Consider the following 26,250-nt stretch of genomic DNA (forward strand, 5'->3'; position numbering starts at 1 on the left):
GTTCCTAGTGGTCCTAATCGCGAAATTTCAGCCTTCAAAGGGAAGGTAATGAAGGCTGAAGTTGCTATAGCCAAGTGCTGGCTATGGAGTGAAGAGGTTACACCTCTTTGCCGTCTGGGACGAAAACATAACCTAGGCCCCATACGGTTTGAATGTAGCGCGGCTTGCTCGGATCGTCTTCTAACATGCGACGTAAACGTGAGATTTGTACGTCAATAGAACGTTCCATTGCAGAATATTCACGGCCACGCGCCATGTTCATCAATTTGTCTCGTGACATTGGCTCACGTGCATTCATCACGAGCGCCTTTAGAACAGCAAACTCTCCAGAGGTGAGTGGCATTGCCTCGTCACCGCGGAACATCTCGCGAGTGCCTAGATTGAGTCGGAACTCCCCGAACTCCACCACTTTTTCTTCCGTGCTTGGTGCACCCGGCAACTCTACAGTTTGGCGGCGTAATACGGCCTTGATGCGAGCCAACAATTCGCGTGGGTTAAACGGTTTTGGCAAATAATCATCCGCCCCTACCTCAAGACCTACGATGCGGTCCACTTCATCACCTTTCGCGGTGAGCATTAAGATTGGCAACATATTGTTCGCGTGGCGTAGACGACGACAAATTGACAAACCGTCTTCACCTGGCAACATTAGGTCCAGCACCATTAAGTGAAAGTTTTCGCGCGTTAGTAGGCGATCCATCTGTTCGCCATTGGCGACACTTCGTACCTGAAAACCTTGCTCAGAAAGGTAACGCTCCAATAGAGCACGTAAACGAGCATCGTCATCAACCACTAAAATTTTATGATTTTCTTGCATTGAAACATCCTTTCAGAAGCGTCTATTGTCGAAAATGTATCACTGTTTTTCCTAACGTGCTCAAGCAAATTGTTACTCTTTTTATCTTAAGCGCTTTATTCTCTCTCTAGCAGGTATTTTCAGCACCTACTATTGACCATAATTCCATTCCAGTTCACGCTTGGCCTCAAGCAGCTCTTGCTGTGCCTCAGCCAGCTTGTGACGTTTTTTCTCAATTTTGTCTGCTTTCCCTGAATGCTGAGCTTCGACTAATTCTTCCTCTCGCTCCTCAACTTCTTTAGTCTTTTCTTCCACTTCTGCTTGCAGCTCTTGCCGCAGCTCACCTTCCGAGCATTCATTCTGGATAGCGGAAAGTGCTTGCTCCAAGCCTTTAATGCGATGCTCATTACCTTGCGCTTTTGCATACTCGAGCTGCTGCTCTACCGCTAACTCTTTAGCGTCACAGCCTTTCACTTCATCTTGAGCAAAAACTGAAAGTGAGAAACCTATTGTTAGTGCAGCACTACACATGACTGCTTTGTTCATTTTACTTCTCCGAGAAAGGCACCATGCCTTTATACCAAATATTCTGACGTTGAGACCCAAGTCACTCCTAGTGAACTTCATGAGACTTGAATCGGTGATAAAGCCTCAGTCTTCCGAGGCCGGTTGAATATATTCAATTGAGTTGATGAACCACTCTTTTTCACCTTCTGGGGTGCGTACCGTGAACTCTTCATCCACTTGTTTTTTCAACATCGCTCGCGCCATAGGTGAATCGATAGAGATGTAGTCTTTCGCATCGCCATAAATCTCTTCAGGCCCGACAATACGAAACTTTTTCACTTCTCCTGCCTCATTTTCTATTTCCACCCATGCACCAAAAAAGACTTTGCCTTCTTGTTGCGGAGAATAGTCAACGATCGTGACTTCTGGCAGGAATTTACGAAGGAAGCGGACACGACGGTCGATCTGACGGAGTAAACGTTTATTGAAGGTGTAATCCGCATTTTCTGAGCGATCGCCCAGGCTCGCCGCCCAAGTAACGATCTTGGTGATTTCCGGGCGCTTTTCATTCCAAAGGTAATCATGCTCTTGTTTGAGTTTGTTGTAACCTTCTCGTGTAATCAGCTTAGTTTTCAAATTAACTCCTATCTCAACTAAAAAATGCTGCTCTTTGGCAGCATTAAGGAGATGATATACCCAAAGGTCCAATGTTGTTCAGGCTTTGGGTATCAAGGTGATAAGGCGGCCAGAGTGTTACTTTTCGTAATCCGGTTTTTGCGTCACGATGTAATTCGTATCACTCGAAACAACCGCGCCATGTTTTAGGAAGTTTTTACCTAAAATCATGCTGTAATGGAAGCGACCTCGGTCCTGTAAGTTGACTCGGATCTTCTTCTCTAATTCGCCAAGCTTAACATGCATTTCAACCACAGGGCGTACGTTCGCTTTCTCGCCTTTCTTCGCTTTAATACGCATGACATCAACAACAGGCTTAGTAAACGCCTGTTTCATGCCAAGATCGTTCTCATAGATAAAGCTCACCATGTCTTTGCCGTCTTTCTTAAACTGCTTGATGTTCTTAGCATTGATTGAGCTTACATCTGCACCCGTGTCTAACTTCACAGGGAAAGACATCCCCTCAACTTCAGCCACTTCGATATGGCCAGCTTTGAAAAGTGGTCTTGCATCTAGTAGATGGTCTGCGCGAGTGTTCAGCAACACACCACCCTTGGCTATGTCATGACCAAACACGAAAAAGGGTTGAGTGTCACCCTCATCAAGCACATCGAGCGCAAACTTCATTGATGTGTCTTTCCTACCGAGAAGAAAGTCTCCTTCAACAACAGGGCGCACCGCGCTGCCAACCTTGAGCTTTTTCAACACTGGTTTGGTGATTTTTTCTTCTTTTCCCTCATCGTTCATTAAATAAAACGTGACGGACTCATCCTTACCTTTTTCTGTTACTTCAAACCCATTTACACGCAGTAATGGCGTTTTCACAGTAAAAGTGGGGTAAGCAGGGACGGTATAACCATCAATGGTGACCTGTTCTTCTGGTGAAACGACAAGAGGTTTTGATTTGAGTGCGCTTTTGAACGTTTTTTCTACGCCACCCAATAGATTTTCTCTGTCCGTATCAATAACAAAGTGCTGACTCGCGACGTCCCGACCTAAGCGAATTTGCGAACTGAACTTACTGCGATCACGCAGATACACCAACCAACGTTGAGTTTCATTTTCGCCGACTTTGACGGGTAAATAGACTAAAGGGCGCTCGCTTTTGGTCGTTTTCAGCATTCGTACCAAGGGTAATGTCATTGGATGACGCTTGCCATTCTCGCCCTCTAACATAAAAGAGACTTCGTTATGCTTTTTGTCTACCTTGATGTCCAGTGCATGGACGTTGGTATAACGGCTAGAAGTTGAGATGCTGATCTTATATGGCACACCTTCGACTTCAACCGTCTCTTTTTTGCCAATCATTTTTGCGCGTGGCTGTTCTTGAAGGTAATCGTAACCAGCGAAGACCCATGCGTTATCATCGAGATAGGTTTTACCAATCAAGATAGGAGAAGAGAATTGCGTACGCTTGGTCAGGTTCACTTCCGTATCAACGGTGTGACCAGCGATTGTCATCGGCATTTTTATTGTCGGGCGTAGGATGGGCTTTTTGCTTGTTCGACTGCGAATCGCGCTCACTCTTTCCAGATCATCGGTAATCTGTATTTCCTTCCCTGTATAAGGGTGAGGAACCGTAAAGCTAACCTTTACTTGATATGGCTTAAAGCTGTCGGCGTCCCACTTTGCCTTCGTACCACCTAAGTCATCGACAATCGCCCAAAGTAACTCGTTATCTTTCAAATCTTGGTAATCTGGGTGTGAGCTACTGACATGGATATTCTCCGCATGCATCGATGTCGTATCTGCACCAGTATCAATCTTGCCAATAAATGGCACCGCTTTTAGTTCCGGAATGTCACTGTAGTAGACGCTCTCCACACGCCCTAGTACCAATTTGTTATCGAGCTGATAAACGGGAGCTTGTGTGGTTCCTGAGATAGACTGCGCCCAACTAAGCGGGGCGACAAGTAAGGCACTCGTAAGCGCTAACGCCAAAGACATTTTTTTCATCATGATTATCCGTATAAGCCGAGGTACATTTAGTGATATCAACAACCGTGGAATTAGGTTAGTCGATAACTGCGGATATAAGTTCTCAATTTAATTACAGTTTTGACATAAATCTGACTGATGTCCACCAGCGCCCGGTAAATTTTTGCCTCGTTAATTTAAAACATTGCAAATTCTTCGAACGACCCCAATGTTCTATACAACCAAAACCGAATTAAAAGAGAAAACACGGATGAGCCAAGCTATCTGTCGCATGATTGCTCAAGAACTGAATGTTCGCCCAGAGCAAGTCAACGCCGCTGTCACCCTAATTGATGATGGCAACACTGTCCCTTTTATTGCACGTTACCGCAAAGAGGTGACAGGGGGCCTTGATGATACCCAGCTTCGTACTTTGGACAGTCGTCTGTCTTACCTTCGTGAAATGGATGATCGCCGTCAAACCATCCTCAAATCAATCCAAGAGCAAGGCAAACTGACGCCAGAGCTAGAACAAGAGATCGCGCAGGCAGACAGCAAAACTCGTCTTGAAGACTTATACCTACCTTACAAACCCAAGCGTCGTACGAAAGGTCAGATCGCGATTGAGGCTGGTCTTGAGCCGCTCGCAGATCAGCTTTGGAATCACCCACAAACCGAGCCAGAAAGCGAAGCAAGCAAATACCTTGATGCAGACAAAGGCATCGCAGACACCAAAGCTGCATTGGATGGCGCTCGCGCGATCATCATGGAGCGCATCGCAGAAGACGCAAACTTACTGGAAAAAATTCGCAACCACTTAAATCGCAATGCGGAACTGGTCTCACGAGTCGTTGAAGGCAAAGAGCAAGAAGGCGAGAAGTTTAAAGATTACTTCAACCACAACGAGCCCCTAAGCAAAGTGCCATCGCACCGCGCACTGGCGATGCTACGCGGCCGTAACGAAGGCTTCCTGACATTGGCAATGAACGCTGATCCAGAACAGGAAGAAGGCGCTCATCAGTCTTACTGCGAAACGATTATCGCCGATCATTATGGCGTGACGCTAAGCAGCGCACCGGCGGATACCTGGCGTAAGCAAGTGATCAGCTGGGCATGGCGCATCAAAGTATCGATGCACATGGAAACCGAGCTAATGGGCGCAATGAAAGAGCGCGCTGAAATCGAAGCGATTGAAGTATTCGCCACTAACCTAAAAGACTTGTTGATGGCAGCACCGGCTGGCCCTCGTGCAACACTTGGCCTAGATCCGGGTCTGCGTACAGGTTCAAAAATCGCGGTTGTCGACTCAACAGGTAAAGTGCTTGCCACCGAAACCATCTACCCTCACCCACCACAAAAACAATACGACAAGTCAGCACAAATCGTTGATCAGTTGGTGCGTAAGTACAATGTGGATTTGATTGCGATTGGTAACGGTACGGCTTCACGTGAAACCGACAGCTTTGTCGCAGACGTCATCAAACGTGGCAACCTGAAAGTTCAGAAGATCATCGTAAGTGAAGCGGGGGCTTCGGTTTACTCAGCGTCTGAGCTTGCAGCAAAAGAGTTCCCGAATATGGACGTATCACTGCGTGGTGCAGTGTCGATTGCACGTCGTTTGCAAGATCCATTGGCTGAACTCGTGAAAATTGATCCGAAATCTATTGGTGTGGGTCAATACCAGCACGATGTAAGCCAATCTATGTTAGCAAAACGCCTAGATGCGATTGTGGAAGACTGTGTAAACGCGGTTGGTGTTGATGTGAACACCGCTTCTGCCGCACTATTAACACGCGTAGCAGGCTTGTCGAGCACTATCGCGCAAAACATTGTCGACTTCCGCGATGAAAACGGTCGTTTCGAAGCTCGTACAACCTTGAAAAAAGTACCTCGCTTGGGTCCTAAGGCATTCGAGCAGTGTGCGGGCTTCCTGCGTATTATGGATGGTAAGAACCCACTTGATGCGTCTGCGGTTCACCCAGAAGCGTACCCAGTAGTCAAAGCGATTTCTGAGAAGAACAACAAAGATATCAAAGCACTGATTGGTGATTCAAGCTTCCTTAAAGGTCTGCATGCGGTCGATTACACCGACGATAACTTTGGCGTTCCAACCATTACAGACATCATCAAAGAGCTGGATAAGCCGGGTCGTGACCCACGTCCAGAATTCAAAACGGCGACGTTTGCAGAAGGTGTAAACTCGGTATCTGACTTGGAACCGGGCATGATTCTAGAAGGCGTGGTGTCTAACGTAGCCAACTTCGGTGCCTTCGTTGATATCGGCGTTCACCAAGATGGTCTTGTGCATATTTCTGCACTGACAGATCGTTATGTGTCTGACCCACGTGAAGTGGTGAAAGCGGGCGACATCGTCAAAGTGAAAGTGATGGAAGTTGACGTGCAGCGTAAGCGCATTGGTCTATCGATGCGTATGAACGACGAACCGGGTCAAGACAACCGCAGCCAACGCTCATCAGCAGCGCCACGTCGTAATGACCAACCGCAGCGTCGTCAGCCTCGCCGTGATGATTCGTCATCGAACAGCGCGATGGGCGGTGCGTTTGCTGCAGCGTTTGCTAAAGCGAAAAAGTAACCTTACCTAGGCTTCACCGCTAACGAGCTTTCATAACTAAAAAGAAAACGCTCCAATCAGTCAACCTGCTTGGAGCGTTTTTGTTTGAGTAGGATATTGAGTCGTCATAATACTGCTATCACTTCTGACGGGGTATGGGGAGCGACTGCATGACCATAATGAAACTTGATCACCTTCCTGCGCTTTTCCATTAATCCTTCATTGATCGCAGCATCCAAAATGCGCTTTGGTAAGCGAAAGCGGATCGCGTAGCCTTTCCCCTGGTCTTCACTATACGATTTGAGCGCAAGCAAACTAAAAAGCCGTTCTAGTGTATCTTCCGGCTCTTCTTGATAACGCGTGTCGACTTCCGTTTCCATATCATAATCAGGATGCTCTGAAGGATCCCAAGAAGACTGACGTCGGCGCTTGTCATCACCTTTTACTTTTCGCTCTGCATTGGTTTTGGCCAATGCGACCGTTGGCGTTACAGGCTCTCGGACTTTATTGTCGCGAGCTGCTTGTTCCGTCTGCACATTCACGGATGGGGCGATCAGTGGCACACTTACGTTGGTCGGTGACACAATCATTGCGAACCCTCCTCAGAGTCGCCCAACTCGTCAATATGGCTTAGCTTTATTGGCTAATAAAACCTCACCAGCCTTTATATCGACCACTTTTTAAACAACTTGAGGTGTTTCCGCTCGCACTTGCTCAATCGTGAGCAAACTCTCGGATTTGAACACAAAATTCGTCATGTTCGGTGATAAAAGGCGCATGAGAGGACTGATTAAAAACAAACTGCTGGGTACGAGGCAACTGTTCACTTAAATCGTTAGCTACTTTAATTGGCACCAACCCATCTAAACGGCCATAAAGACGCAACATTGGAACAGAAAGAGACGTCAACGCATCGCGCAGATCCACATCAGCAAGGATGTTTAGCCCAACCAACAGCGATTCAGGGTTTGGCTGAGGGCGCGATAGTATCGCTTGCTTGAGCTGTTTAACGTCTTTACGCGCTGATGGGCTGCCCATCGCTTGCAACGCCATAAAGCGCTCAATGGTCAGTGAGAAATCTTCTAGCAACTGAGAGGTGAACGCACTCAGTACATTCGGTTGAATGCCGCGCCACGGTTTTTCTGCGGCAAATTTTGGTGAGCTGGCAACCGTAATCAACTTAGCCACGCGCTCGGGCATATTTAATGCCACATGCGTCGCCACTAAACCTCCGAGGGACCAACCAAGCCAAATCGCTTTCTCTGGCGCACCTTGCACCACCAAGTTAGCAATATGGTCTAAATCTTCGGCATGAGATTCGGCGCTATGTCCGTACCCCGGAAGGTCAACCACATGAACTCGGAAATAAGGTTGAAGAGACTCGACTGTCTGCTGCCATACCGCACCATTCATGCCCCACCCATGAAGTAACACCAAATCTGGTCCCTGACCAAATGACTGCCAGTGTAATTTCGTGCTCATGCTCTCAATCTCTCCCACTTATTTTATTCCCTACGGCTTCAGCCAAGCGTTAGGCTGAGTAAAATATCACCATGAATAAACGCTATGTTATCTCATCACTGGCAAAACATCATGCATCGCGTATTGAGCAGTCAATGCGGCCTGTGTCGGTTCCCTATTCAAACACCAAGCCACACAAATACTCTGCGCTGGTGCGAGCACTGTTTAAAATACCTAACTCCGGTGAAACGATGTCAACGCTGCGGTTTATCATTACAGAAAGAAGAAATGAGTACGGATAGTATTTGTGGTGAATGTCTTTCAAAGCCACCGCCATGGCAAAGGCTATACACGTTAGGCGATTACGACTTTCCCCTTTCACGGGAAGTACAACGCTTTAAAGATCACGGAGAGTCTTGGCATGTAAAAGCATTAACCGAGCAACTGGCACAGCGCATCACCACGCCAGCTCCAATCATTACCAGTGTGCCATTGCACTGGCAGCGTTACCTGCGCCGGGGTTTTAATCAAAGTGATGTTTTAGCCCGACACCTCGCCAAGCAATTGCAGACTAATTTTGATGCGAAGGTCTTTCGTCGAGTAAAGCTCGCCCAATCACAGCGTGGTAATACCAAAACAAGCCGTGAACAAAACTTAAAAGGCGCGTTTATTCTCAATAAGCGCCCTCACTCTTCCCATGTTGCCATCGTCGATGATGTAGTCACCACAGGCAGTACCGTCCGACAATTATGTCATTTACTACTTGAAGTTGGCGTAGAAAGCATCGATATTTACTGCATCTGCAGAACACCTGCTCCTCGTTCTCTCTAGATCGCTTCGCCATGCCTTAGCATCAAAAAGACTAGACCCATACGTCAACAAGAGTAGAATAGCAGCAGTAACCTACAAATTTACTCGGGTATTCGTCGTGTCAAATATTACTATTACAGAAACTGCGCAAACGCATTTCGCTAACCTTTTAGGTCAACAACCTGAAGGCACTAACATTCGTATTTTCGTTGTGAACCCAGGTACACAAAACGCTGAGTGTGGCGTGTCTTACTGCCCACCAGAAGCAGTAGAATCGACCGACACTGAACTCTCTTACAGCGGTTTTTCAGCTTACGTGGATGAGCTAAGCCTGCCATTCCTTGAAGACGCTGAAATCGATTTTGTTACCGATAAAATGGGCTCTCAGCTAACGCTAAAAGCACCTAACGCTAAAATGCGTAAAGTTGCGGACGACGCACCACTGGTTGAGCGCGTTGAGTACGTTATCCAAACTCAAGTCAACCCACAGCTTGCTGGCCACGGTGGTCACGTAAACTTGGTTGAGATCACTGAAGACGGTGTTGCGATTGTTGCATTTGGTGGCGGTTGTAATGGCTGTTCTATGGTTGACGTAACACTAAAAGAAGGCATCGAGAAAGAACTGCTAAACCAGTTCATTGGTGAACTAACCGCTGTTCGTGATGCAACAGAACATGACCGTGGTGATCACTCTTACTACTAAGAGTAAACACTGTCAGAAAATGGGAGGCTTCGGTCTCCCATTTTTGTATCGATACTGAGGTGATGCTGAGATGCTTAGCTCGACTCGTAAAATCCGCTAGAAACTCAGGCGGAGTTCTCATATATTAAGAATCTTACGCATCTCGTAAACGCCAACGACACCAAGGAGCCAGCGTCATGCCGAAACGAACCCCACCAGAGATACTCTCATGCCAGACGGTTGCAAAATCCAAACTGTTTGCTGTGGAAGCGCTCGACCTTCGTTTTTCCAATGGTGAGCATCGTACTTATGAGCGTATGAAGCCAAGTGGACGAGATGCTGTAATGGTGGTTCCTGTAACAGAACAAGGCGATTTATTACTGGTGCGTGAATACGCCGCTGGAACTGAACGTTACGAGCTAGGTTTCCCAAAAGGGCTGATTGACCCAGGAGAAACACCACACCAAGCTGCGGATCGTGAGTTAAAAGAAGAAATCGGCTTTGGCTGCAATCAGTTAACCCCGTTGAAACAAGTTATCCTCGCGCCATCTTACTTTTCGAGCAAAATGACTCTATTTTTAGGACAGGCGCTTTATCCAGAGAAGCAAGAAGGCGATGAGCCTGAACCACTGGAAATTGTGCGTTGGCCACTTGCGCAAGCCGAAGAGTTATTAACTCACATGGATTTCTGTGAAGCACGAAGCATCACAGCGCTAATGTTGGCACTGAAACACTTACCAAACACCACTCACAAGCATAACCAATAACGGTCATTAGAACCGAATAACACTGTGAGTAAGGACTATCACTTATGCCAATGACAAAAGATCTATCTCACCTACTTCCTCAAGTCATCGACATTGCCCGCAGTGCTGGGCAAATGATCCTCGAAATATATGAAAAGAAGCAATACGAGGCCTACACCAAAAGTGACGAAACTCCCGTAACAAGTGCGGATATTGCAGCTCACAAGTTCATCACTGAACGCTTGAGTGATCTGACGCCTGACATTCCCGTGTTGTCAGAAGAAGACGCAGACATAAGCTTAGAGCAACGCGCTCAGTGGGAACGTTATTGGTTAGTCGACCCTCTTGATGGTACTCAAGAATTCATCGCTCGCAGTGGTGACTTTGCCACTATTATTGCGTTGGTCGACAACAATCGACCAACCATGGGCGTCGTTTACGGCCCTGTATCTGGCGTGACTTACTACGCTTATAATGGCAAAGGCGCCTGGAAAATTCCCGACATGTCGGACAGCGTCAAAATCCATACACACAAACACGAACAGCCAGAGCAAAGCATCGCAATTGCTATTAGTCGTCGCCAAGACATCAATCGTATTACTAACCGTATGAGCAGCGCCTGGAATTACGACTTAATACCGCTCGGTTCTGCGGCATTGAAAGCATGCCTCGTCGCGGAAGGGGCGGTAGATTGCTATCTCCGACTAGGTCCAACAGGTGAGTGGGACACCGCTGCGACACAATGCATTGTTGAAGAAGCTGGCGGACGTATTCTCAGCACGCAATTAGAACCGCTGTCATATAACGAGCGGGAAACACTAGAAAACCCGAACTTTATTGTTCTTGGTGATGCGGATTTACCTTGGAATGAGATTTTACAACGCAAAGATTAAGCGCCCTATCGGTAAAATTTAGAGCACAAAATTCTAGCAATAGAAAGGCCACGAATATCTTCGTGGCCTTTTCTTTTTGACCTTCTGTACAGCACTTGGAGTATTTGGCCTACTATGTTCCAATTGCCTGTAAAGCTGAACGAAAGAAAACAAATCAATTAAAAATCATGGCTTTAAATTTCCATTCATTCCCAATGTACAGCGAATAGAGGTTTTAGCTTACGATGATCCAAAAGCAAAAAGAGCTGCACAATAGCAGCTCTTTTAAGATATTGGATTTTGTCACGATAGGTTAGAAGCGCCCTTGGTAATTAAACTCATATTGACCTTGAGCATTCGGCTTACCCAACCATTTCAGTTGCTCCCCCATGCTGGATGGGAACTCTGCACCAGGTTTGAACCACGCTTTGGTTGAGTACCGTTGATTAGGCATCAGTTCAGCGGAAAACGCCGCAGAGACTTGTTTGCTGCTCTGCTCACCAGTTGCCGTCAATACACTATCCTGACAGTTTATATCGGCAATCACAGGACCGAGATCTAAGCTGCCAACGGGGCTTTGAATACCACTGGCATTCCATACTAAAGTGCCTTCACCGTTCTTACACCAAGGCGCAGCATAAGTCGCATGACGAATATTCAGCTCAAGCTGCCCATCAACACCAACAGGCACAGGGAGGCGCGCTTGCTCAACAACTTTTACCGCCGGAATCGAGGCAACTAAGTTTTTGGCATAAGGGCCATCACTTAAGCTATAGCCGACAAAACCGCGCCCACGAACGTCCATTTCACTACCACGACCAAAGCGCACAGCAAACTCAGCTTTACCTGTCAGTAGACTCGACCATTGGAAATCCCAATTAACTTCTCCAAGGTTCTGGCGCTGCCAACGAATACTAGAAGCTTGACCTTGCCATACCGAACCGTTGGCTCCTTGAATGTCCAGGCCTCTCACTGTTGGTGCTTGTTGTAATACCCAAGAGACTGGTAATCCCATTAAAAGACTGACTGAAAAAAAGACGATAAAGATAACAACGTAAAGTACTGCTCGCTTCACCTTAACCTCGCTTAAACTGAAGGCGGTTTACATCGATCATGCCCGCTTGCTCTGTTCGGTCGATATCTAAAAATTCGACTTCAATACCCTGTTGCTCTTTCAAGTAACGTAACCAATCCACTAGTTGATTAAACGCGAGTGGTTTGATCCACACTTGAACGCTCTCATTACGAGGTTGTACTCTAATCAACTCAACTTTATAACGACGAGCTGAAGAAGAAACTAACTGATTCAACGGTTGACTAGAGTAGCTCACACCGCTGCTTTTTCGCAGTGCAGTGATGCCATCCGCTTTATCTTGTACCCAAGCTAGCAACTGTTTTTCGCTTTGAATACGTGACTGAGCTAGCTCCGCACGTTGGCTCATTGGCTGTAATAAACCCCAATAAATAATACCGATAACGGCAATAGCGCCACATCCCATGACCAAACGCTGCTCACGCTGCGAGATGCTGCTCCACCAAACCTGAGCTTGAGAAATTAAATTTTTCATCATCACCTCACAAACGCTTCAAAGCAAAGCTGCCAACCACAACGTTATCGCTACGGTTCAACTGACCTTGCTCAACATTAAACTTCTCTGCCAATTTCACACGAGCCTGCTCAAAAGGTTGGAAGTCTGAACTACGAGCCTGAATACGTACTTCGCCACGTTGTCCGTCGTATTTAAAGCTAGTGATCTCCAAGTCGCTGACCTGACCAAGCGTCGCGGGTAATGCCGCCAACCATGACAACATTGCCTGCTGACCACTTCCACCAGATAAGCGGCGCTCTTCATCATCCATTTGTCGTTTGAGGTAACTAACGGTAGGAATGCGTCGTTTATTTGGGAACACCTGGCGGAAAATACGCTCACTCTCCTCACGATACGCTTGAGCTTGTGCTTCGTACTTATGGACCACGAGCAACTGCTGCGCAACCATAACGACGATAAGCACCCCCGCAGCAATGGTGGCTTTTTGCCAGAGCTTCCAGTATTTACCCCAAGAAGATTTCGGCTTGAAGCTCCCAGTCAGCAAATTGACTTTGCTTTCTGTCACCCCCTTCGCCAGTAAAGCCATCGTCATTTCTTCTGGTTGCGGATCCCATATTTCAGGTAACGCAGATTCCGGGACCGAGCTAAAGCAATCGAGCTTCCAACCTTCATGATTTTGTAGATAAGAAGAGAGGTAAAGGTCTAACCAAGAAGCGTCGACAACCGCGCCCTCTGTCGCAGAGTGACGAATTAGCCATTGCTCGCCAATCATTGCAGCACAGCTGTGCTCTCCACGAACCGGTAACGCAAGCACATCGGGTAAAATGCGTTTAATAGCGATACCTTGGCTTGAGAAACGTTGCAGTACAGTCTGAATCCAAGCACGTTCAACTGCGCAAATCTGCGCTTTATCCGCTTGTTTACCCAACACGCTAAAGTGCAGGCCATCAACGTCCTGAGCAACTTCGTCTTCCACTAAGTACGGTAACATCGCCTCGAATTGGCGTGTTGCACCAGGTGGTATATCCACTTGCGTCAGGACCACATCATTACTCGCCAACAGCGCCACAACTTGGCGCTGACCAGCATATGAGACCAACTCATCTAAGTGTTCCCACCCGGCGATTTCACCGCTAGCAATCACTTCCTGTTGATCTGTCGACCACACCACCCAAGGAATGGTACTTTGTTGTTCGCTACTCAGCCGAACGGTCAGAAACTCGCTCACTGATCCCTCCAAAACGACGGCGAACTACGGTCACCGTTTCTCTATTTGTACTTTGCAAAAGGCTTCGGATACGTACACGTGATTCATCCACCAACACTTGTGCATCCAATTCAAAAAAGGCGCTATCCACACCCAAATAGCCTTTGGCGTTTTTCTTTACATCTTCACTTAAGCCAGCCATTTCTGACTCTGCTAAAAATTCATCAATGCTATCCCACCCATCAAATGGGCGTTTTTCAATTAGCTGAATCGCATCACTACTGCTTAAGTTTGGTGAGAACATTGCCACCAAAATCGGAGCTTGCTCAACATCAATCGTATTCACGTTTAAACGCCAGTCATCACTTGGTAATGCACAGACCAACGGCTCCAATTTTTGGAAAATTTCACCACTCACCTGATAGACAGCCCGTAACTCGGAAGCATCTGCCATCCAACCATTTGATGCCAAATAGGAAGGCTTCATCGCTTCATATGTGCTGTCTTCAACCCCAGTAGTCGAACGGACAGAGTCATCAGCATCAATGTATTCCCAAGTAGAGTCTGCAATGATTTCTGCTTGATATGGCTCGACATCCAACTCTTCTAATAGGCGCTGCAATACATTCACTAAATATGGTCTTGTAATTTGCTGACCCGTTGGTTGCACACGACTCAATACATTTAGATTAAAGCACGCTTGCTTGTCTCTAATTCGTCCCGCCGCTTGACCATAATCTAACGGATAGACTTGCTCTTTTATCGCCCACGGTTGACTCATATTAATCGTGTCGGTGTCTTTATAACTTTGTTCGATACCCACTTTTGCTAGCGCCTCGACGCCAAGGCTGTACCAGTACGCTTGCTGGTAATTGATTTGATTAGCGCCTCGCTGAAACTGCAAGAACAAACGTTCCGACATGCTGGCGGCAACCGTCGCCATAATCGCCAGCAACATCAACACTATAATCAAAGCAACACCGCGCTGACGGTTAACCATTATTGCTGTCTCCTGAACTTTCCTCTTTCTGACTCAATGTGCCATCAGGAGTGAGATAAGTGCGGGCAATTTCTCCATAGTCTTTGAGAGTGAGAACAACAGAAACCGCTTTCGGCAGCGCTTTTTCTTCAGCCCACTCTTTTTTCCATTGCTTACCATCATAAAAACGCATATCAAATGACTCGACCTGCGTTAGCAATGGAGTAACAGTGCCTTGTTGCCCAACCGGCGTATCAGGATAGTGCCACCATACTCGCTGCAGTGTTTCTTCTTTTAAGCGATAGCCAACCTTGGTTACTTCTCCACGAGGGAACTGCTGCTGAGGGTTGTGCCAACCTAAACGGGCAAACATCAGTCCTTTGGTATCGGAGTCCAACAGGTAATCGGACCAAAAAATTAGCCGGCTAGAAGGCTCTTCACCATTAGTACGCGTTTGACGCATCGCCATTTGACGAAAATCGTTATCCATCATAACCATGGCACGCTGAATTTCGTTTAAGCGTTGGGTTCGTTCTTGTGATAGCGCATTGCTACGCTGTACTTGCGATACCACTTGGTACGCTGCGACACTTAAACTGGCAAAGATGGCAATCGATACCAACACTTCAATAAGTGTAAAACCTTTTACCCTTTGGCGCGTGTTTGCGCGGGGATGATTATTGCGCCACATAGCTTCGTACCGTTAATACAGGGCTCGCGCTTTTCTCTACCGAGACGCTCACATCAAATGCTTTCAGCAATGGCTGCGTCGTGGCGACTGGCGTGACTTTCCAGAACCAAGTGCGTCCTGCCAGCTCTTCTGTGCCGTTTTTCGCTTTGAGTTCTCCGGTATTCAACATCACATTTGCCATCTGATTATCCACAACCATGGCTGCAAACATTTTTTCTTCTAGATAACTGATTGTATTAATATGCTGGCTCACAGAGCGAATGACACTGATGGCAGCGGTAGCGAAAATTGCCAGTGCGACCAATACTTCCAGTAAGGTCATGCCTCTCGTCCGGCGATGACTCAAATTTGGGCGAGCTTGCTTAAAATTGCGCATTCTCATCCTCTTTCACTTCTTCGCCCGGAGCTAATAACAAAATTTGTCCACTTTCTTTGCCAATGACTCGCCAACCGTCATTAAAGGCATCACCATTTTGCGGAAAAAAAGACAGGGTAAATGGCGTGACTTCGGCGCTGGAAAAGATAAACACTTGCGGTGGCTGAATTTTCTTTTCGTCCTCTTCTTCTGCGAACATGTCTTCATCAAAAAGAGAACCTGGTTTGAATAAGCGCTCATCATTATCCCAAGCACCACCTCCGAGCTCGAGTTGTAGCGTAATATCTTCTTCTAGCTTGGTTTTGCTCGGAATCTGCTTTAATTTCAGAGGCTGCCAACCTTCTGAGGTTAAACTCAGTAGAGCGTAGGTCGATTTGGTATCATCCACTCGAACGCCAAAATCTTTACCGCTCAGCACCGCTTCTTCATTGAGCAGCTGTAAACGCTGAAAAAAGCTTTGAGCATACTGTTTGGAAAGATCTTTTTGGCTAGTCGGTAACGTCGAGATCACGGCCACAGCCGTAAGAGATAGCAAAACCAGCACCAATAGAATTTCTATCAATGTAAAACCGTTATGTTTTCGCATTTGTTTCATTAGTGCTGGCTTAGGCTCAATTATTGGAAGTCTTGCATGTTCCAGTTGCCAATATCTGCAGCTGGACCTTCTCCACCCTCTTGGCCATCTGCGCCTAGAGTGAAGATATCGATTGTACCGTTATCACCTGGGCTTAAGTATTGGTACTGGTTGCCCCAAGGGTCATTAGGAAGACGTTTGATGTAACCACCATTACGGTAGTTGCGTGGCTCTGGGTTAGATGGCTTGCTAACCAATGCTTCTAGACCTTGGTCCGTTGTTGGGTAAACGCTGTTATCCAACTTGTACATATCTAGGGCATTTTCCAGCGCTACGATATCCGTAATCGCTTTTTGTTGGTCAGCCTTCTCTTTGTTACCCAATAGGTTTGGAACAACAAAACTTGCCAAAATACCCAGGATAACCACAACAACCATCACTTCTAAAAGTGTAAAACCCTGTTGTTTACTACGCTTAAACTTCATTTTTTTCTCCGAAAGTTAGATTAAAGCCATGCCGTTAGTAGACACGTCTTAATTCGAAATTATCCGCTCATCAAGTTATTCATTTCTAGCATTGGCATCAAGGTCGCCATCACAATGAACAACACTAATCCAGCCATTAATGCAATCAGCGCAGGAGTAAACACACCCAGAGCAATATTGACTGTTGATTCAAAGTTTTGATCTTGGTTATCGGCTGCCCGCGTCAACATGCTCTCTAATTCACCACTTTGCTCACCACTGGCGATCATGTGTAGCATCATTGGTGGAAACAAGCGAGTTTGGTCCAACGCCTTACGCAAACTAGCGCCCTCTCGGACGTTATCCGCTGCAAGCAAGACTTGCTGCTTCACATAACGGTTAGACATAACATCTACCGCAACGCGCATACCCTCGAGAATTGGAATCGCACTGGAAGTACAGATCGAAAGTGTTCGTGCGAATCGTGCGGTATTCAAACCTCGAGAGATCTTACCTATTAGCGGTAAGCTCAAGATTTTTCTGTCCCAAGCTAAGCGAAAGTCTGGCTTTTGCAACGCCAGTTTGAGGCCATAGAAAAGCGCCACCAGCACAACGAAAATAATCAGCCCCCAATCTTGCACAAACTCACTGGCTGCCAGTAAAAATTGCGTCGATTGAGGTAACTCTTGGCCCATCTGAATGATGGGTTCAATGATTTTAGGAACAACTGTCGCCAATAAGAACGAAACGATGACAACCGCGAATACCACCAAAACTACAGGATAAATCATGGCTTGAAGCAATTTAGATCGCATCTTTTGGCGGTTTTCGACGTAGTCTGCCAAACGCTCTAATACGGTATCGAGGTGACCTGATTTTTCGCCCGCCGCAACCATGGAGCGGTACAGTTCATCAAACACGTGTGGGTAATCGGCAAAACTGTCGGCGAGCGGATAACCCTCAGTTACTTTCGAGCGAACCGCAGCCAACATAGAACGAATCCTCGGCTTTTCAGCCTGCTCAGAGACCGCACGCAAACACTCTTCCAAAGGCATTCCTGATTGGACTAGCGTAGACAATTGACGTGTGATGAGTGCTAACTCAGATGTTGAGATGCCGCGCTTAAAGCTGACTGAACCTGAAGACTTAGCCGATTTAGCTTTCGTCTCAACCACTTCAATCGGGATCATCCCTTGCTCTTTGAGTCGCTGGCGCACTTGTCGGGCGTTGTCCCCTTCTATCGTGCCTTTTTTATGCTTGCCTTTTGCATCTAGCGCTTTGTACTCAAATGCCGCCATTAGGTTTCCTTCGTCACTCGCATCACTTCTTCAAGTGACGTAATGCCACGACGCACTTTGCTTAAACCATCGCTGCGAATACTTGGCGTATGGGCGCGAACGGCTCTCTCAATTTCTTGCTCACCAGACTCTCGGTGAATCAACTCTTGTACTTGCTCATCAACCATAATGAGCTCGTGGATACCTGTTCGACCTCGGTAGCCTTTTTGGTTACACGCTTCACAGCCTTTTGCTCGGTGCAGTTCTAACGGTTCATGCGCTTCCATACCAAACAGTTTTTTCTGTTCCGCATCGGCTTCATACGGCTCTTTACAGCTTGGACAAAGCGTTCGAACTAAGCGCTGCGCTAGCACCCCTAATAACGAAGAAGAAATAAGGAATGGCTCAATACCCATATCACGTAGACGCGTAATCGCACCCACTGCGGTGTTGGTGTGGAGAGTCGACATTACCAAGTGACCCGTTAAGGACGCTTGCACTGCAATTTGTGCGGTTTCTAAGTCACGGATCTCACCGACCATCACCACATCCGGGTCCTGACGCAGAATGGCACGCAAGCCGCGCGCAAACGTCATGTCGACCTTTGGGTTCACCTGAGTTTGACCGATGCCATCAATATCAAATTCGATCGGGTCTTCAACCGTTAGAATGTTGCGTTCGTTGCTATTGATCTCTTGCAAGCCAGCGTACAAGGTGGTTGATTTACCAGAACCTGTCGGGCCCGTCACCAAGATGATACCGTGAGGGCGGCCAATCAAGTGACGGAAGTTGTCATGCACTGAAGGTGTCATGCCCAAACTATGTAAATCAAGACGAGTCGCGTTTTTATCCAACAAACGCATTACCACGCGCTCACCATGTGAGGACGGCATCGTAGATACACGCACGTCCACCGCACGACCACCGATACGCAACGAAATACGGCCATCTTGAGGCACACGCTTTTCTGCGATATCTAGTTTAGCCATAACCTTCACACGAGAAACTAGCAAAGGCGCTAGCTTACGGCTTGGAGTCAGGACTTCACGCAATACGCCATCGACACGGAAACGAATCGAAAGGGTTTTCTCGAACGTCTCAATATGAATATCCGACGCACCTTCTTTGATCGCTTCGCCCAACATGGCGTTGATCAATTTGATGATTGGCGCATCGTCTTCCGATTCTAATAAGTCTTCATCGTGCGGCAGTTCTTCAGCCAAAGAGAAGAAATCATCGCTATCAGCACCAATATCTTCCATCAACTGACGCGCTTCAGACGAGTCGCGTTGATATGCTTCGGTCAGCTTTTTATCAAAGGCTTCTTTATCGATAGGTTGCGGTACGAAGCTTTTCTTTAATACACGACGGACTTCAACCAGAGCCGCAGGGTTAAGCGGCTCGACATAGTAAAGAATAGGTGGACGCTCAGGATGCTCTGTCTCCAGCACCAGTTTAAAGCGGTTGGCAAAACTGAATGGCAGACGACGCATACTTGGCGCTGTGTCTAACATATCAACCATTAGTTGTTTTCCATTTGATCAATAAACGCTTGAATCTCTGTTGGGTGCTGACGCTCCTGGCCAAAGGCTGGCATAACCGGGATCTTCTCGTCTGCCATCAACTTCAACCCTTGATCCGCTTTATAAAGCTGTTCTGCGCGAATAAAGTTGTATTTACGCTGCGTAATACCGTCAGCCGTCACACCATCGCGAATAATCGTCGGCTTGATGAACACCATCAAGTTACGTTTTTCTGTTTGCGTGCTAGTTGACTTGAACAGGTGACCCAGTACCGGAATGTCACCCAATAGCGGCACTTTAGACTCACTTTCAAGTGCGCGTTCATCGACCAAACCACCAAGAACCAACATCTGACCATCTTGGATCATGACAGAGGTGTTTAACTGTCGTTTAGCAAAGCGAACGTCAACCGCACCGTTTGCGCCTAATACGTTGGAAACTTCTTGTTCAATGTTTAGCTGTACAGAGTCACCTTCGTTAATTTGTGGCACTACTTTGAGTTTGATACCGACTTCTTTACGGTCAACCGTTTGGAATGGGTTGTCGTTGTTTGAGCCAGCCGTAGAGCCCGTAATAACCGGAACCTCTTCACCCACAATAAATGATGCTTCGCCATTATCCATTACGGTAATACTCGGAGAAGATAGAATGTTTGAGTTGGAGTCAGAAGCAACAGCACTAATTAGCGCTGTCCAGTCACCCATGACAATACTCATTGCCGCACCATTTACTCCGCTAAGTGCTGACGCTAGCGTAGAGTAGTCACCTGATTCAGTAACATCATATGGCGTTCGTTCGCCATTAGAGTTGGTATAGTATTCAGTTCGGGTTTGATCTTTTGCTTCTTCTAGCCCAACCATCACCTGACCAATCGGGGCTCCTGAGTTACCGTACTGAATTACAGCACCCGTTTCTAATGAACCCCACTGAACACCTAGGTTAATACCATCACCTTCAGACATTTCGACAATTAACGCTTCAATAAGAACCTGAGCACGACGAATATCGAGTTGAGAAATGACGTCTTGTAATGCCATCATAATATCTGGTGGCGCTGTTAAAACTAACGAGTTAGTTGCAGCGTGAGCAGCAATGACGACCTCACCACGCGATGCTCCTGATGTTTTCTGACCGGCTTGTTTTTCAGCTTGCAGGTTATCGGAAACACCTTTCAATACATCCACCAAATCTTCAGCTTTCGCATTTTTCAGGTACACAACTCGGTTGTTACCTTTTGTCGCCATTTCAACATCAAGTTGACGAATCAAACGTTTCAAGCGGGCTCTTACTTTTGGATCACCAGAAATTAAAATCGCGTTAGTACGTTCATCGGCCACAATTTTAGGTTCAAGGAACTCTGGCGTGCTTTTCTGATTCGCACTTTTATTCAGTGCTTCAACAATGCGTACCATTTCAGCAGCAGATGCATTACGCAGCTCTACCAATTCAATTTCTTTATCACCGGCTTGGTCAACTCGCTTGATGATCTCTGCTAAGCGATTCACTACTGCCGCACGACCTGTGATCAAGATAATATTCGCTGGATCATAATGAACCACGTTACCGGCACCGGCGTTATCAATCAGCTGACGAAGTAGAGGAGACAACTCTCGAACCGACACATTACGCACCGCGACAACTCGAGTGATAACACTATCGCCTTGCGCGCTGCCATCACCTAACACAGGGATTGCTGAGGTTTTTGAGTCTTTTGCTTTGATAACCTTAAGTACCCCATTGTCCATCTCTACGACTGCGTAACCGTATACTTCAAGGACATTAAGGAAAAAGCTGTAGTATTGCTCTTCATTAAGAACGTCATAGCTGCGGACATCGATTTTACCGCGTACTGAAGGATCAACAATGATGGTCTTTTCGAGGTTACGACCCACTATGTTGATGAATTCTTGAATATCAGTGCCTTTAAAGCTCGCACTAAATTCGTTTGCCATTGCACCTGGTACGCAGAGTAAACTTCCTGCTAGTAGCCAAGCACTTTTGCTGAACCAATGTTTCACGTATGTCTCCCTGAACTTACGCCGGTTGCCTAAGTCTTACAATTGGATATAGATATCGTACTGTTGGCCGTCTCGCTCAACAGTTAAATTTAATTCTTGCGGATCGCTCATCACTTGCATCAGTTGTACTGAAGAAGACGGGTCACTTAAATCGATCCCGTTCAGTTGAACCGCAATATCGCCAGGTTGTAGTCCTACATCATTAAATAATGCGGCATCACGACCAGGTGATACTCGATAACCAACAATGTCTCCGTCTTTTTTGACGGGTGAAATGGTGATGTATTTAAAAACGCTTTGTGGATCTTTCGCAATTTCCTCGCGGATTTGCTCTAATTTCTCTCCAACGTCAGACGTCGCTGCTTCTGCTCGCTGAGCTTGCGCCCTGGCTACCTGCGGCGATTCAGATAGCTTCTTATATTCTATACCTTCCATCATTAAGGTCTCGTCTCGACCTTGGTTATCAATGATGACGCGATCCACCAATACCGCTTTTAGTGTCGCACGTGTCCCTTCGATTTCTTCACCCAAACCGTACGTAGCTTGCTTACCTCGGTTAGCAATAACAGCAAGGCTGGTGTTGGCATCACTACTTGCAACCGCACCGACCAGCGTAAGGTTAAGGCGCGTCTTAGGGGCGTCTTTAACAATGGGCTGTTCTACAACTGCCGCTTTTTGCTCAGTGTATTTACCGAATAGGTTGGCATTCTGAAGGGCATTAAAATCTATCGCGTCGCCTTTATTGCTCGCGACAACGCCACTCGCCGATGGACGCCATTGCGGCACTTCCGACGATTGAGGTATGGCTAACCACACAATTTTGCCAAGTATCCATCCGGTTATCGCAATAAACAGACAGGTAAGCAACAAGCTAAGTTTGGCTTGAATGGTATAATGATTGGACTTGATCTGAGCCAGTAGCGGTCTGCTTGATAATCCTGCACTTAGCTCTAAACGTTTCACTGAATGGATTCCTTTATTCTAACGTCCGTCATTTAAGCTATAACGATAGCTATCGACTTTAAATTGCTAAATTTGCAATAAAATTATTACTCAACAAAGAGCAGTGAACTATATCACAAGTTGTCTTTCATACCTTTTTCTTATGCAGTTTTTGCCAACTCCCTTGAAAAAAATACGCCTTGACTCCATCTGTAGGTGAATAATCCATCACTCATTGCCGTATTCGGGCAGTGATTAGATAGCGTAGTGTTCTATGAGTTCCCTAAATGAAGCCGTTAGGCTAGATAAATGGCTATGGGCCGCAAGATTTTACAAAACCCGCTCCATCGCGCGTAACATGGTCGATGGCGGTAAAGTCCACTATAATGGCCAACGAAGCAAGCCGAGTAAAATCGTTGAAGTGGGCGCTGAAGTCAGACTTCGTCAAGGCAACGAAGAAAAAATCGTGATCATCGAACAAATCTCAGATCAACGCCGAGGCGCTCCCATCGCACAAACCTTATATCGCGAAACCAATGAGAGTATCGCGAAACGTGAGGAACACGCGACTCAACGTAAGCTTAATGCCCACAACCCAAGTCCGGAACGCCGCCCAGATAAAAAGCAGCGCCGAGACATCATTAAGTTCAAACACCAATAAAAGCCGGAATTACCAACGAGGAAAGCACTCCATGGCAAATAATGTTTTAAACCGCTACCTATTCGAAGATCTTTCAGTACGTGGCGAGTTGGTACAATTAGATGAAGCGTACCAACGTGTTATCTCCAGCAAGGAATATCCGGCAGCAATAGAGAAACTGCTGGGTGAGCTACTCGTTTCAACTACTCTTTTAACTGCCACTCTTAAGTTCGAAGGTTCGATCACCATCCAGCTACAAGGCGACGGTCCTGTGTCTCTTGCCGTTATCAACGGTGACCATAACCAACGTGTTCGTGGCGTAGCTCGCTGGGAAGGCGATGTTGCCGATGACGCAAATATTCACGATCTAATGGGTAAGGGCTACCTTGTGATCACCATCGAACCGAAAAACGGCGAGCGTTACCAAGGCGTCGTTGGACTAGAAGGTGACACTTTAGCAGAAGTGCTAGAAGGCTACTTTGCAAACTCAGAGCAGTTAAAAACGCGCCTATGGATCCGCACTGGTGAGCATGAAGGCAAAGCACACGCAGCAGGTATGTTGATTCAAGTGATCCCTGACGGCACTGGCTCTCCAGATGATTTCGAACATCTAGAGCAGCTCACTGACACAGTAAAAGATGAAGAATTGTTTGGTTTAGAAGCGAACGAGTTATTGTATCGACTATATAACCAAGACAAAGTACGTCTGTACGAGCCGCAACCTGTCGAGTTCCATTGTGGCTGTTCTCGTGAGCGTAGCGGTGCAGCAATCATCACCGTTGAGAAAGCTGAAATTTATGACATTTTGGCAGAAGTTGGATCAGTTTCTTTACATTGTGATTACTGTGGCACAACTTATACGTTCGACGAATCTGAAGTCACTGAACTGTATGCACAAGCTTCTACAGACAAGAAAACCCTGCATTAATTTACATAGCTTATCAAGCACGTAATTTACCCTACAAAAGGCCAGCTTAATGCTGGCCTTTTTGTGATCAACCCCTCGTAATAACTAGCCTCAAGCGTAATAAAACAACTGCTTAATTTTAAACAATTAATAATGATTTTGCCCTAGCGCAAAGGATTGCGTGCACGATAGACTATTCCCACCAATATGTGACGGGTTACCTAAAACCTTATTGAAATCATGGGTAAATTTTGAGCTATCTCCCTGTTTTCTCCCCGCCCCGTTGCTAGCATGGTGAGCAGATTAAAATTAAAACATTCTTACAAAATCCCTACAAAATCCTTATAAGGAGCACCTATGACCGTTATGGAACATACTAAGGCTGCAACACTTGATCTAACCAAGCACGGACTGCATAACGTAAAAGAGGTTATTCGCAACCCAAGCTACGAAATGTTGTTTGAGGAAGAAACGCGTGAAGACCTAACCGGTTATGAGCGCGGCGTGGTTACTGAACTAGGTGCGGTTGCCGTTGACACTGGCATCTTTACTGGTCGCTCACCAAAAGATAAATACATCGTCAAAGACGCTACGACAGAAGAACATATGTGGTGGACGTCTGATCAAGTGAAAAATGATAACAAGCCAATCACTCCTGAAGTGTGGGACGAGCTAAAAGAACTGGTCACAAACCAGCTTTCTAACAAACGCTTGTTTGTTGTTGACGGTTACTGTGGTGCAAACCCAGATACACGTTTGAGCATTCGTGTTATCACAGAAGTCGCATGGCAAGCGCACTTCGTTAAAAACATGTTTATTCGCCCGACGGAAGAAGAGTTAGCGACATTTGAACCAGACTTCGTAGTAATGAATGGCGCAAAATGCACTAATCCAAAATGGGAAGAGCAAGGCCTGAACTCAGAAAACTTCACCGTATTTAACCTAACTGAGCGCATGCAACTTATCGGTGGTACTTGGTACGGTGGTGAAATGAAGAAAGGTATGTTCGCGATGATGAACTACTTCCTTCCACTAAAAGACATCGCATCAATGCACTGTAGCGCTAACATGGGCAAAGATGGCGATGTAGCGGTATTCTTCGGTCTATCTGGTACGGGTAAAACGACCCTGTCGACTGATCCTAAACGTGCGCTAATTGGTGATGATGAGCACGGCTGGGATGATGACGGTGTCTTCAACTTCGAAGGTGGTTGTTACGCAAAAACCATCAAACTTTCGAAAGAAGCGGAGCCGGACATCTACAACGCAATTCGTCGTGATGCACTGCTAGAAAACGTAACAGTACGTGGCGATGGTTCTATCGACTTTGATGATGGTTCGAAAACAGAAAACACACGTGTTTCTTACCCTATCTACCATATCGATAATATCGTTAAGCCAGTATCAAAAGGCGGTCACGCGAATAAAGTGATCTTCCTATCAGCCGATGCATTTGGCGTACTGCCTCCAGTATCTAAATTGACACCCGAGCAAACTAAGTACCACTTCCTGTCTGGCTTTACCGCCAAACTAGCGGGAACAGAGCGCGGTATTACTGAGCCAACACCAACTTTCTCTGCTTGTTTCGGCGCGGCGTTCCTAACGCTTCACCCAACTAAATACGCAGAAGTACTGGTTAAACGCATGGAAGCAGCAGGCGCTGAGGCTTACCTAGTGAATACTGGTTGGAACGGCACTGGCAAACGTATCTCTATTCAAGATACACGCGGAATTATTGATGCCATTCTTGATGGTTCGATTGAAGAAGCACCAACTAAGCACATTCCAATCTTCAACCTTGAAGTACCAACGTCACTACCAGGTGTGGATCCTAGCATTCTAGACCCTCGCGACACGTACGTTGACCCACTTCAGTGGGAAAGCAAAGCGAAAGATTTAGCAGCGCGCTTTATCAATAACTTTGATAAGTACACAGACAACGCTGAAGGTAAATCTCTGGTTGCGGCTGGTCCTCAGATTGATTAAATCGAGTAACAGCGACGTCGCGTAAACGCAGTGAAAAGTTGGCATTAACTTATCACCTTTACGTAGGCCAAGTTACAA

General features: G+C 46.6%; 26 protein-coding genes. 8 read left to right on the top strand and 18 right to left on the bottom strand.

Translation table 11 applies throughout. The features are described 5' to 3' along the window. Window positions 1-97: 97 nt before the first annotated feature. The 4 genes from ompR to R8N47_RS13995 form a co-directional block, all read right to left on the bottom strand. Window positions 98-817 (bottom strand): two-component system response regulator OmpR, encoded by a 720-nt coding sequence (gene ompR, locus R8N47_RS13980; protein WP_005379333.1) that lies wholly within the window; start codon window positions 815-817, stop codon window positions 98-100. A 129-nt stretch (window positions 818-946) separates the two neighbouring features. Further along, complete coding sequence (locus R8N47_RS13985; protein ID WP_017635004.1) at window positions 947-1,342, bottom strand: DUF1090 domain-containing protein; 396 nt, start codon at window positions 1,340-1,342, stop codon at window positions 947-949. A gap of 105 nt (window positions 1,343-1,447) precedes the next feature. Continuing rightward, complete coding sequence (greB, locus tag R8N47_RS13990; RefSeq protein WP_053307281.1) at window positions 1,448-1,939, bottom strand: transcription elongation factor GreB; 492 nt, start codon at window positions 1,937-1,939, stop codon at window positions 1,448-1,450. 117 nt (window positions 1,940-2,056) lie between these two features. Beyond that, window positions 2,057-3,937, bottom strand: coding sequence for a RimK/LysX family protein (locus R8N47_RS13995; protein WP_115385662.1), 1,881 nt, complete (start codon window positions 3,935-3,937; stop codon window positions 2,057-2,059). Between the two features lie 229 nt (window positions 3,938-4,166). On the opposite strand from R8N47_RS13995, the gene R8N47_RS14000 reads away from it, so the two are divergent. Beyond that, window positions 4,167-6,488: a Tex family protein gene (locus R8N47_RS14000; protein ID WP_064353523.1), complete on the top strand. Its 2,322-nt coding sequence runs from the start codon at window positions 4,167-4,169 to the stop codon at window positions 6,486-6,488. 104 nt (window positions 6,489-6,592) lie between these two features. Here R8N47_RS14000 and R8N47_RS14005 read toward each other — a convergent pair whose 3' ends face one another. Further along, window positions 6,593-7,057 (bottom strand): hypothetical protein, encoded by a 465-nt coding sequence (locus R8N47_RS14005; protein ID WP_005379316.1) that lies wholly within the window; start codon window positions 7,055-7,057, stop codon window positions 6,593-6,595. Window positions 7,058-7,181: 124 nt separating this feature from the next. Then, complete coding sequence (bioH, locus tag R8N47_RS14010; RefSeq protein ID WP_213913878.1) at window positions 7,182-7,949, bottom strand: pimeloyl-ACP methyl ester esterase BioH; 768 nt, start codon at window positions 7,947-7,949, stop codon at window positions 7,182-7,184. 84 nt (window positions 7,950-8,033) lie between these two features. On the opposite strand from bioH, the gene R8N47_RS14015 reads away from it, so the two are divergent. From R8N47_RS14015 to cysQ, 4 genes are all read left to right on the top strand, one after another. Continuing rightward, window positions 8,034-8,759 (top strand): amidophosphoribosyltransferase, encoded by a 726-nt coding sequence (locus R8N47_RS14015; protein ID WP_054729114.1) that lies wholly within the window; start codon window positions 8,034-8,036, stop codon window positions 8,757-8,759. A gap of 97 nt (window positions 8,760-8,856) precedes the next feature. Then, window positions 8,857-9,441: a Fe-S biogenesis protein NfuA gene (gene nfuA, locus R8N47_RS14020; protein WP_005379313.1), complete on the top strand. Its 585-nt coding sequence runs from the start codon at window positions 8,857-8,859 to the stop codon at window positions 9,439-9,441. A gap of 176 nt (window positions 9,442-9,617) precedes the next feature. Continuing rightward, window positions 9,618-10,187, top strand: a complete 570-nt coding sequence (nudE, locus tag R8N47_RS14025) for an ADP compounds hydrolase NudE (RefSeq protein ID WP_005379309.1) — start codon at window positions 9,618-9,620, stop codon at window positions 10,185-10,187. 44 nt (window positions 10,188-10,231) lie between these two features. Continuing rightward, the gene (gene cysQ, locus R8N47_RS14030) at window positions 10,232-11,059 is read left to right on the top strand and encodes a 3'(2'),5'-bisphosphate nucleotidase CysQ (protein ID WP_064353522.1); all 828 of its coding nucleotides are present in this window, start codon (window positions 10,232-10,234) and stop codon (window positions 11,057-11,059) included. Window positions 11,060-11,351: 292 nt separating this feature from the next. Here cysQ and R8N47_RS14035 read toward each other — a convergent pair whose 3' ends face one another. From R8N47_RS14035 to gspC, 12 genes are read right to left on the bottom strand one after another with little or no spacing between them, the layout of a single operon-like run. Then, window positions 11,352-12,113, bottom strand: coding sequence for a type II secretion system protein N (locus tag R8N47_RS14035; protein WP_062730773.1), 762 nt, complete (start codon window positions 12,111-12,113; stop codon window positions 11,352-11,354). A 1-nt stretch (window position 12,114) separates the two neighbouring features. Continuing rightward, complete coding sequence (locus R8N47_RS14040) at window positions 12,115-12,606, bottom strand: type II secretion system protein M (protein ID WP_005383002.1); 492 nt, start codon at window positions 12,604-12,606, stop codon at window positions 12,115-12,117. Window positions 12,607-12,613: 7 nt separating this feature from the next. Further along, the gene (gene gspL / locus R8N47_RS14045) at window positions 12,614-13,816 is read right to left on the bottom strand and encodes a type II secretion system protein GspL (protein WP_064353521.1); all 1,203 of its coding nucleotides are present in this window, start codon (window positions 13,814-13,816) and stop codon (window positions 12,614-12,616) included. Continuing rightward, on the bottom strand, window positions 13,785-14,795 hold the full coding sequence (gene gspK, locus R8N47_RS14050) for a type II secretion system minor pseudopilin GspK (protein WP_005379302.1): 1,011 nt from the start codon (window positions 14,793-14,795) through the stop codon (window positions 13,785-13,787). Before gspK ends, gspL begins: the two co-directional genes overlap by 32 nt. Next, the gene (gene gspJ, locus R8N47_RS14055) at window positions 14,788-15,465 is read right to left on the bottom strand and encodes a type II secretion system minor pseudopilin GspJ (protein ID WP_005379301.1); all 678 of its coding nucleotides are present in this window, start codon (window positions 15,463-15,465) and stop codon (window positions 14,788-14,790) included. Before gspJ ends, gspK begins: the two co-directional genes overlap by 8 nt. Next, on the bottom strand, window positions 15,452-15,841 hold the full coding sequence (gene gspI / locus R8N47_RS14060) for a type II secretion system minor pseudopilin GspI (RefSeq protein ID WP_005379300.1): 390 nt from the start codon (window positions 15,839-15,841) through the stop codon (window positions 15,452-15,454). Before gspI ends, gspJ begins: the two co-directional genes overlap by 14 nt. Then, window positions 15,828-16,427, bottom strand: a complete 600-nt coding sequence (locus R8N47_RS14065; protein WP_031779019.1) for a prepilin-type N-terminal cleavage/methylation domain-containing protein — start codon at window positions 16,425-16,427, stop codon at window positions 15,828-15,830. Before R8N47_RS14065 ends, gspI begins: the two co-directional genes overlap by 14 nt. Window positions 16,428-16,456: 29 nt before the next feature. Continuing rightward, the gene (gene gspG / locus R8N47_RS14070) at window positions 16,457-16,900 is read right to left on the bottom strand and encodes a type II secretion system major pseudopilin GspG (RefSeq protein WP_054579411.1); all 444 of its coding nucleotides are present in this window, start codon (window positions 16,898-16,900) and stop codon (window positions 16,457-16,459) included. 59 nt (window positions 16,901-16,959) lie between these two features. Beyond that, the gene (gene gspF / locus R8N47_RS14075; RefSeq protein WP_005382993.1) at window positions 16,960-18,177 is read right to left on the bottom strand and encodes a type II secretion system inner membrane protein GspF; all 1,218 of its coding nucleotides are present in this window, start codon (window positions 18,175-18,177) and stop codon (window positions 16,960-16,962) included. Then, on the bottom strand, window positions 18,177-19,679 hold the full coding sequence (gene gspE, locus R8N47_RS14080) for a type II secretion system ATPase GspE (protein WP_005379296.1): 1,503 nt from the start codon (window positions 19,677-19,679) through the stop codon (window positions 18,177-18,179). The genes gspF and gspE overlap by 1 nt, the downstream gene beginning before the upstream one ends. After that, entirely contained in the window at window positions 19,679-21,697 is a 2,019-nt protein-coding gene (gene gspD / locus R8N47_RS14085; protein WP_005379295.1) for a type II secretion system secretin GspD, read from the bottom strand. Before gspD ends, gspE begins: the two co-directional genes overlap by 1 nt. Before the next feature lie 36 nt (window positions 21,698-21,733). After that, the gene (gene gspC / locus R8N47_RS14090) at window positions 21,734-22,660 is read right to left on the bottom strand and encodes a type II secretion system protein GspC (protein WP_064353520.1); all 927 of its coding nucleotides are present in this window, start codon (window positions 22,658-22,660) and stop codon (window positions 21,734-21,736) included. A 253-nt stretch (window positions 22,661-22,913) separates the two neighbouring features. On the opposite strand from gspC, the gene hslR reads away from it, so the two are divergent. The 3 genes from hslR to pckA all read left to right on the top strand — a co-directional run bounded on the left by hslR (window position 22,914) and on the right by pckA (window position 26,172). After that, a complete protein-coding gene (hslR, locus tag R8N47_RS14095; protein ID WP_005379292.1) occupies window positions 22,914-23,300 on the top strand; it encodes a ribosome-associated heat shock protein Hsp15 in 387 nt (128 codons plus the stop codon). Window positions 23,301-23,331: 31 nt separating this feature from the next. Continuing rightward, window positions 23,332-24,207, top strand: a complete 876-nt coding sequence (gene hslO / locus R8N47_RS14100) for an Hsp33 family molecular chaperone HslO (RefSeq protein ID WP_005379290.1) — start codon at window positions 23,332-23,334, stop codon at window positions 24,205-24,207. Between the two features lie 336 nt (window positions 24,208-24,543). Further along, window positions 24,544-26,172, top strand: a complete 1,629-nt coding sequence (gene pckA / locus R8N47_RS14105) for a phosphoenolpyruvate carboxykinase (ATP) (protein WP_005379288.1) — start codon at window positions 24,544-24,546, stop codon at window positions 26,170-26,172. Window positions 26,173-26,250 lie beyond the last annotated feature (78 nt).

This window comes from Vibrio sp. 2132-1, from assembly GCF_033344315.1.

What these genes read in the sequence shown, in the direction of transcription:
- gspE (WP_005379296.1), bottom strand. Translation starts at nt 19,679, where the DNA reads ATGGTTGATATGTTAGACACAGCGCCAAGTATGCGTCGTCTGCCATTC.
- gspF (WP_005382993.1), bottom strand. Translation starts at nt 18,177, where the DNA reads ATGGCGGCATTTGAGTACAAAGCGCTAGATGCAAAAGGCAAGCATAAA.
- gspI (WP_005379300.1), bottom strand. Translation starts at nt 15,841, where the DNA reads ATGCGCAATTTTAAGCAAGCTCGCCCAAATTTGAGTCATCGCCGGACG.
- R8N47_RS14000 (WP_064353523.1), top strand. Translation starts at nt 4,167, where the DNA reads ATGAGCCAAGCTATCTGTCGCATGATTGCTCAAGAACTGAATGTTCGC.
- R8N47_RS13995 (WP_115385662.1), bottom strand. Translation starts at nt 3,937, where the DNA reads ATGATGAAAAAAATGTCTTTGGCGTTAGCGCTTACGAGTGCCTTACTT.
- gspJ (WP_005379301.1), bottom strand. Translation starts at nt 15,465, where the DNA reads ATGTGGCGCAATAATCATCCCCGCGCAAACACGCGCCAAAGGGTAAAA.
- nudE (WP_005379309.1), top strand. Translation starts at nt 9,618, where the DNA reads ATGCCGAAACGAACCCCACCAGAGATACTCTCATGCCAGACGGTTGCA.
- hslR (WP_005379292.1), top strand. Translation starts at nt 22,914, where the DNA reads ATGAGTTCCCTAAATGAAGCCGTTAGGCTAGATAAATGGCTATGGGCC.
- gspK (WP_005379302.1), bottom strand. Translation starts at nt 14,795, where the DNA reads ATGGTTAACCGTCAGCGCGGTGTTGCTTTGATTATAGTGTTGATGTTG.
- cysQ (WP_064353522.1), top strand. Translation starts at nt 10,232, where the DNA reads ATGCCAATGACAAAAGATCTATCTCACCTACTTCCTCAAGTCATCGAC.
- gspG (WP_054579411.1), bottom strand. Translation starts at nt 16,900, where the DNA reads ATGAAGTTTAAGCGTAGTAAACAACAGGGTTTTACACTTTTAGAAGTG.
- R8N47_RS14005 (WP_005379316.1), bottom strand. Translation starts at nt 7,057, where the DNA reads ATGATTGTGTCACCGACCAACGTAAGTGTGCCACTGATCGCCCCATCC.
- R8N47_RS13985 (WP_017635004.1), bottom strand. Translation starts at nt 1,342, where the DNA reads ATGAACAAAGCAGTCATGTGTAGTGCTGCACTAACAATAGGTTTCTCA.
- hslO (WP_005379290.1), top strand. Translation starts at nt 23,332, where the DNA reads ATGGCAAATAATGTTTTAAACCGCTACCTATTCGAAGATCTTTCAGTA.
- R8N47_RS14040 (WP_005383002.1), bottom strand. Translation starts at nt 12,606, where the DNA reads ATGAAAAATTTAATTTCTCAAGCTCAGGTTTGGTGGAGCAGCATCTCG.
- R8N47_RS14015 (WP_054729114.1), top strand. Translation starts at nt 8,034, where the DNA reads ATGTTATCTCATCACTGGCAAAACATCATGCATCGCGTATTGAGCAGT.
- ompR (WP_005379333.1), bottom strand. Translation starts at nt 817, where the DNA reads ATGCAAGAAAATCATAAAATTTTAGTGGTTGATGACGATGCTCGTTTA.
- pckA (WP_005379288.1), top strand. Translation starts at nt 24,544, where the DNA reads ATGACCGTTATGGAACATACTAAGGCTGCAACACTTGATCTAACCAAG.
- bioH (WP_213913878.1), bottom strand. Translation starts at nt 7,949, where the DNA reads ATGAGCACGAAATTACACTGGCAGTCATTTGGTCAGGGACCAGATTTG.
- R8N47_RS14065 (WP_031779019.1), bottom strand. Translation starts at nt 16,427, where the DNA reads ATGCGAAAACATAACGGTTTTACATTGATAGAAATTCTATTGGTGCTG.